The sequence below is a fragment of the Acidithiobacillus sp. TH-A67 genome (assembly GCF_057473545.1).
Genome location: NZ_JBYCKU010000070.1, coordinates 1 through 5,334 on the forward strand (window position 1 = coordinate 1; position 5,334 = coordinate 5,334).

8 protein-coding genes and 3 pseudogenes are annotated in these 5,334 nt (G+C 57.2%); 3 read left to right on the forward strand and 8 right to left on the reverse strand.

Annotation, left to right across the window (positions count from 1 at the left end):
• Positions 1-105: 105 nt before the first annotated feature.
• Both AC2VNM_RS11300 and AC2VNM_RS11305 read left to right on the forward strand, forming a co-directional pair.
• Positions 106-165, forward strand: a pseudogene (locus AC2VNM_RS11300) (respiratory nitrate reductase subunit gamma); the annotation flags it as partial.
• Between the two features lie 47 nt (positions 166-212).
• The gene (locus AC2VNM_RS11305; RefSeq protein ID WP_483190318.1) at positions 213-632 is read left to right on the forward strand and encodes a DUF302 domain-containing protein; all 420 of its coding nucleotides are present in this window, start codon (positions 213-215) and stop codon (positions 630-632) included.
• Positions 633-788: 156 nt separating this feature from the next.
• Here the strand turns inward: AC2VNM_RS11305 and AC2VNM_RS11310 are convergent, their stop codons facing one another.
• The 5 genes and pseudogenes from AC2VNM_RS11310 to AC2VNM_RS11330 form a co-directional block, all read right to left on the reverse strand.
• Positions 789-986, reverse strand: coding sequence for a hypothetical protein (locus AC2VNM_RS11310; RefSeq protein WP_486913339.1), 198 nt, complete (start codon positions 984-986; stop codon positions 789-791).
• A complete protein-coding gene (locus tag AC2VNM_RS11315; RefSeq protein ID WP_483167102.1) occupies positions 952-1,302 on the reverse strand; it encodes a transposase in 351 nt (116 codons plus the stop codon). Before AC2VNM_RS11315 ends, AC2VNM_RS11310 begins: the two co-directional genes overlap by 35 nt.
• Positions 1,299-1,843 (reverse strand): annotated as a pseudogene (locus AC2VNM_RS11320) (transposase). The gene AC2VNM_RS11315 and the pseudogene AC2VNM_RS11320 overlap by 4 nt, the downstream one beginning before the upstream one ends.
• An 87-nt stretch (positions 1,844-1,930) precedes the next feature.
• Positions 1,931-2,128 (reverse strand): hypothetical protein, encoded by a 198-nt coding sequence (locus AC2VNM_RS11325; protein WP_486913340.1) that lies wholly within the window; start codon positions 2,126-2,128, stop codon positions 1,931-1,933.
• Positions 2,129-2,185: 57 nt separating this feature from the next.
• A pseudogene (locus AC2VNM_RS11330) lies at positions 2,186-2,377 on the reverse strand (transposase); the annotation flags it as partial.
• A 266-nt stretch (positions 2,378-2,643) separates the two neighbouring features.
• Here AC2VNM_RS11330 and AC2VNM_RS11335 point away from each other — a divergent pair.
• Entirely contained in the window at positions 2,644-3,201 is a 558-nt protein-coding gene (locus AC2VNM_RS11335) for a recombinase family protein (RefSeq protein ID WP_483167104.1), read from the forward strand.
• Between the two features lie 218 nt (positions 3,202-3,419).
• Here the strand turns inward: AC2VNM_RS11335 and AC2VNM_RS11340 are convergent, their stop codons facing one another.
• From AC2VNM_RS11340 to AC2VNM_RS11350, 3 genes are read right to left on the reverse strand one after another with little or no spacing between them, the layout of a single operon-like run.
• Positions 3,420-3,659: a hypervirulence associated TUDOR domain-containing protein gene (locus tag AC2VNM_RS11340; RefSeq protein WP_483167105.1), complete on the reverse strand. Its 240-nt coding sequence runs from the start codon at positions 3,657-3,659 to the stop codon at positions 3,420-3,422.
• Between the two features lie 9 nt (positions 3,660-3,668).
• Complete coding sequence (gene fdxA / locus AC2VNM_RS11345; RefSeq protein ID WP_483167106.1) at positions 3,669-4,289, reverse strand: ferredoxin FdxA; 621 nt, start codon at positions 4,287-4,289, stop codon at positions 3,669-3,671.
• Complete coding sequence (locus tag AC2VNM_RS11350; protein WP_483167107.1) at positions 4,286-4,579, reverse strand: hypothetical protein; 294 nt, start codon at positions 4,577-4,579, stop codon at positions 4,286-4,288. The genes fdxA and AC2VNM_RS11350 overlap by 4 nt, the downstream gene beginning before the upstream one ends.
• Positions 4,580-5,334 lie beyond the last annotated feature (755 nt).

The window sequence follows — 5,334 nt, forward strand, 5'->3', positions numbered from 1 at the left end:
GCCAAGAATAAGACAAAAAGAGGGCAAATCGCACCTATCAGAGAGATCTGGGCTAGATTTCTCTCATAGCTACAAGGCAAATCCGACGGGCTGCTAGTCAGGTAACCATTTACCTGCCTGGTGCATATTTGGACCGCGCCGCTGAATTATTTGATTCGTCCATAGCAGATGGTACACTTAACAGCTCGTGCGGTGATCTAAGGGCTATAGATATGAACCAGAAACTGCGTACTGATATTCCCGGCTTGGCCGCATGGTATACCACCCACTCCGTGGGCGACATGGTGCAGAAATTGGAGTCTGCCCTGACCGAGGCCGGATTTACCCTGTTTGCACGCTTTGACCACAGCCTTGCCGCCGGAAATGTAGGGCTCGCGTTAGCGCCAACGGTGGTCATCGTCTTCGGCAATCCCAGTGGGGGCACTGCACTTATGCAAGCCGTGCCAACCATGGCGATCGATCTACCCAGCAGAATTCTTGTGCGTCAAAGCAAAACGGACAATTCCGAGGTTTTTTTCAACTTGCTCGGGTATGTCGCAGATCGGCATCGTCTGGTCCTTGCTGAAATGGAAAACACTATAGATGGATTTGACAAAAAAGTTGCAGGCATCATCGAAAACTGTTTGACTTGATTGGATACCTAACAGGCTGCGGAAAAACCCCGCAATAAAATCTGCGAGGCACTCATTTTCTCGAAAAATAGTGGGCAATGGCTCCCACCGTAGCTTTTTCTGCGCTTTTGGTGGCCAATTTGGTCGATTTCCTCAATTTCGGGCGCAGTGCTCCCATCACGCCAGTCCCAGTTGCGCTATGCGCACCAGGTTGTAGGCGGTGGAAACCAGGGTGAAGTGCAGGCCCACACAATCCAGCCCACAGAATCGCGTTTTGCGCGTCCCGCCCACCTCTTCATCCAGGCAAAGATCGATTCGATCCGTTTCCGTACGCGAATGCTCATGACATAGCCGACGTGCCGAGCCGTGCGCCATCGATCGCCGATCCCTTGCACTCGCGGGCTACATGCGGCGTGACGTTTCGGTCACGAAGGTCTTGGACGAATTCATGCCGGTCATAGCCCTTATCCGCCCCCAGGGTGATGCGCTCAGCACCGCTTAGCTCATCCACGAGTTGCAACGCAGCATCCACCTCTGCCGTCCCATCCGCCGTGGTGACCTGTTCTCCCACGATCAAGCCCTGTCGGTTATCCATGAGTACATGCCCCAGATACGCCAGCCGCGAGGCATCCCCCGGTGCATTCTTGTAGAGGCGGCAATCGGGGTCCGTTACCGAGGCATGGGGTGTCATTGCTGCCCTTCTGCCCACGGAAATCCGACCCGTCGCCCTGTCGATCCTCGGACTCTTTGGGCTGAAAGGATTTTTGTGAGGCCCAAGCCTCCGGCAAGGTGCCATCGACAGAGAAGTGCTCCTCGGAAAGTACCCACTGCTCGCGCGCCTGTTCCACCACGATCTGGAAAAAACCGTTGCACGGTGCCGTTGTCCAGCAACCGGTCCCGATTCTTGGTGAACACCGTAGGCACCCAAATCGGGGCATCCATTCCCAAGCCCACGAACCAGCGGCACAGGAGATTGTAATCTAGCTGTTCCATCAGCCGCCGCTCGGAGCGAACGCTGTAGAACGCCTGCAACAGCAGCGCCCGAAGCAGGTGCTCAGGCGATAAGAAGGACGGCCAAGGCCCGAGTAGCTCTGGTTGAAGTGCCCGTCGAGTTCTGCCAAGGAACGATCCACAATGGCCCGGATGGAGCGAAGAGGATGATCCACTGGCTCCCGCTGCTCCGGGGACAGATAACTGAAGATCCCACCTGTCTCTATCCTGGCTCCACGCATGATCCAGTCCCTCAGTGCCCCATTTTGTGCATTATACCACAGACTTTTTCAGCAGCCTGTTAGTGGCAGGCTCTGAGTCCCACGCGTTTACACCGCGATTACGAGCCTTTGCATCGGGGTTCGGGATGGCTCTGGATTTTCCTGCCGCTGGTGATAAAAATAGGACAGGCGACCTTCAATTGCAAGGCTTCTTGTGTACCTGCTCGGGATCGAATGGAAGCTTGGATTTGAGCCGCCAAAGGCAATATGGAGCAGCTTGCGCATGGCAGCTAAGACCACTTGCATGGGCCGTTTTCCTCTTGCGAGTAGCTGCTCACAGAATGGTACAAGCACGGGGTTGAAGCGCTTCGCGGATACCGCTGGCAAGTACAGAGCCTTGCGCAGGGGTACGTTGCCTGCTTTGGCTATGGGAGTCTTACCAGCCCACTGGCCAGAACGGCGAATCCGCGGGTTGAGCCCAGCGTAGGTAACTGCCTGTTTGACGGAACTGATAGCAAAGTTGAGGCAGGCGGCTAATCTGAAAGACAGGATCAAGTCCTAGAAAACGGAACAGTCTGTCCTGCCTCACTCCGGTGATCAACCGAAGGGTGCCAATCCTCGCGGACTGGCTCCAAGACATAAGAAATTGGGGCACAGAGTACGCTAAGGCTTCTCGCAAACGTAGATTCGTGGCAATCCTACTAAGGCAACCGGCTCGGCTGGTGAAATCAAGGCGTTGTGATTCTCGGAAATAGTTCTTGGATCATCATTCTCAATTTCTTACCCTATCAACGGGTTTCAATAAGATTGGGAGGATGCCCATGTTGATTGGCTATGCACGCGTCTCAACACCGGATCAGCACCTGGAACTGCAACGTGAAGTCTTGACTCAGGCCGGTTGTGAGAGGATCTACGAGGACCAAGTGAGCGGCACACGGGCGGATCGTCCAGGTCTGGCCAAGGCGTTCGATATGCTGCGCGATGGCGATACGCTTGTCGTCTGGAAACTCGACCGTCTGGGCCATTCAGTCAAGCACCTGGTCGATCTCGTTGGCGAACTGCACAAGCAAGGCGTCCAGTTCAAAAGCCTCACCGACTCCATCGACACCGGCACGCCATCCGGTCGGTTCTTCTTCCACGTCATGGCGAGCCTGGCCGAAATGGAGCGCGAACTGACCGTCGAGCGCACACGCGCCGGTCTGGCAGTCGCAAAGCAGCTTGGCCGTAAGTGTGGTCGCAAACCCAAGATGACCGGCAGCAAGATCGAGTCGGCAAAGAAGCTGCTGGCCAGCGGCGTCCCGCCCAAGGACGTGGCCAAGAACCTCGGCGTGTCCCTTCCGACGCTCTATCGCCGGGTGCCTGCCTCAGCGCAGACGTAGCGTACGATTTTTCCGTTTTCTGAGACGACCCCCAGAAGAGCACGCGGGAAAGGAGGGGCAGGTCCATGGCCTGGGCCACCAGCCAGACGGCGCCAGTGGCCATCACCAACGCGAAATACGCAGGGGCCAGGTCTTGCGTGGCAAGGTCCATCCGAACAGCGAGCTTCTTCGATCCCCGCCCGTTCATGCCCGCCTCCTCCTGGCGAAGCTAGGATTCGTCAACCCCGGAACTTTTCGTCCACGAGCCGTAGGGCGGCGCCCTTGTGATAGGCCACGTGGCGGCTTTTGTCGCTCTGGATGGCGTATTGCGGGTCTTCCGGGCTCGCATGGTGGATATAGCCGTGGACCGGAAAATCCTGCTCGTGGATGGCAACGATCCGTCCCGTCACCCTGCCGACCTCCGAATTCCAGGTAACGTGATCGCCCACGGCAAAGCGTATTGCCTGCGGTTTTTTCATGAGGCATCCTCAGCGCCAAAAGCTCACGTAGAAACGCGCCGGGCCCAGGAACTCCACCCGGTGCGGCAGATCGGGCGGTATCCAGGCAGGTCGTGCCGGACTCAGGGTCCATACCCGGGCGCTGCCGTCTTCCAGGCAATACCGCAAGTTCCCTTCCAGGAGCACGATGCGCCCCCAGACCCCGGCTTTGGTGCGGTGACCATGGAGCAGACCCGCAGGCGCGTTGTCGGCGGTGAACTCCGGTGTGCGCTGGTATTCCTTCAGGGAAATAGGCGGCTCGGGCAGGGGCGATTCCGTCTCGCCTTCCCCGGTGTCCAGATATCGGCGTTTATCCCGCACATGCCGCCACTGCTCGGCATCGGGCAGGGCGGGCTTCTTTTGGATGATGACGGGCCAGCGGCGTGCCAGGCGTGCGTTGAGTTCCGGATATTCCTCCATGCCCTTCGGCAAATCTACGTCGCGGAAAATGGCATCTACCGGGCATTCAGATACACAGAGGGTGCAGTCGATGCATTCCTCCGGATCGATGGCCAAAAAGTTGGGGCCCTCGTGGAAGCAATCCACCGGGCATACCGTGACACAATCGGTATACTTACAGCGAATACAGGCTTCTGTAACCACATGGGTCATTGGACAACCTCCTTGGCGTACGCCCCAGAAATGCCGCTTCCGGCCAAGGCCCCAAGGCAAGGACGCATCTGCCAGGGCCGTGGCGAATCCTGGCTCCCCACCTCGCTCTCCAGCTCCCACATGTGCTCACGGACGTCGTCCATGCGCTCGCCGAGATCGATGCTGCGCCGGTCCACATGTTTGCGCACCCATGCGGTAGCCAGCTTCGCATCTTCGGGCGAAAGATGGGGCTCATGGAAAAAGGCGCCGTGCCCAGCGATGCCTTGTCCAGCCGGATTAGGGGTATCCATGTTCGCCTCCTCTTAGGGTCTTCGCCATGCCCTATTCTTGAGCGCAAAAGTCAGGTTTTCCTTGACCTGGATCAAGAAGTGGGTACATGGCAGGTTTGCCCCATGGCGAACACCACAGATGGATTGCCTTCGCGATAGAAACCACTTCCGAGTTCTGTTAACGTTCCGCCTTGGGTACACAAGCCCCTTCGCACCTATGCCGTGGGCCCAAAACATTGTCAGATTGCCTTCGCGCGAGACAAGTGGCAGTTTTTGCAATTGCGTTCGGCAAGGCTGGGGCGCTCCCTTGGTACACCAGCTGCATGGCTGGAAGCCCGTCGGCGAAACATCCGTGGTTGGGTGAACCGGGCCAGATACCGCATGATATGGTGCACATGTCCCAGCGGTCCCACCGACGGCGTCGGGGACGTAATGTGGCACAAGTTTAAAGACTGCTGCATTATTGATACCAATACCGGTGCCCATGAGGGCCTCCCCCACCACTGTGACCAAGAAATTTCCGGATAGCGTCTAAGGCTTGCTCCCACGAGCAGAATGGTTAACGAAATAGCGGCCACTACTTCCCCGCCGAAGCAATTCGCCAAGGTTCCTCGACGTTTTGAGTGGGAAATCTGAGATCCAGCTTGTCCAAACATCCAAGTTTCTGCTACCGGATAAAATCCGTCCTTTGGCCCGGTAGTACCAAGAGCCAGAAAACGGAACCGACTGATTCCACAGGAACAAGACGCAACCGGCAAACCCATCACACCGGATCT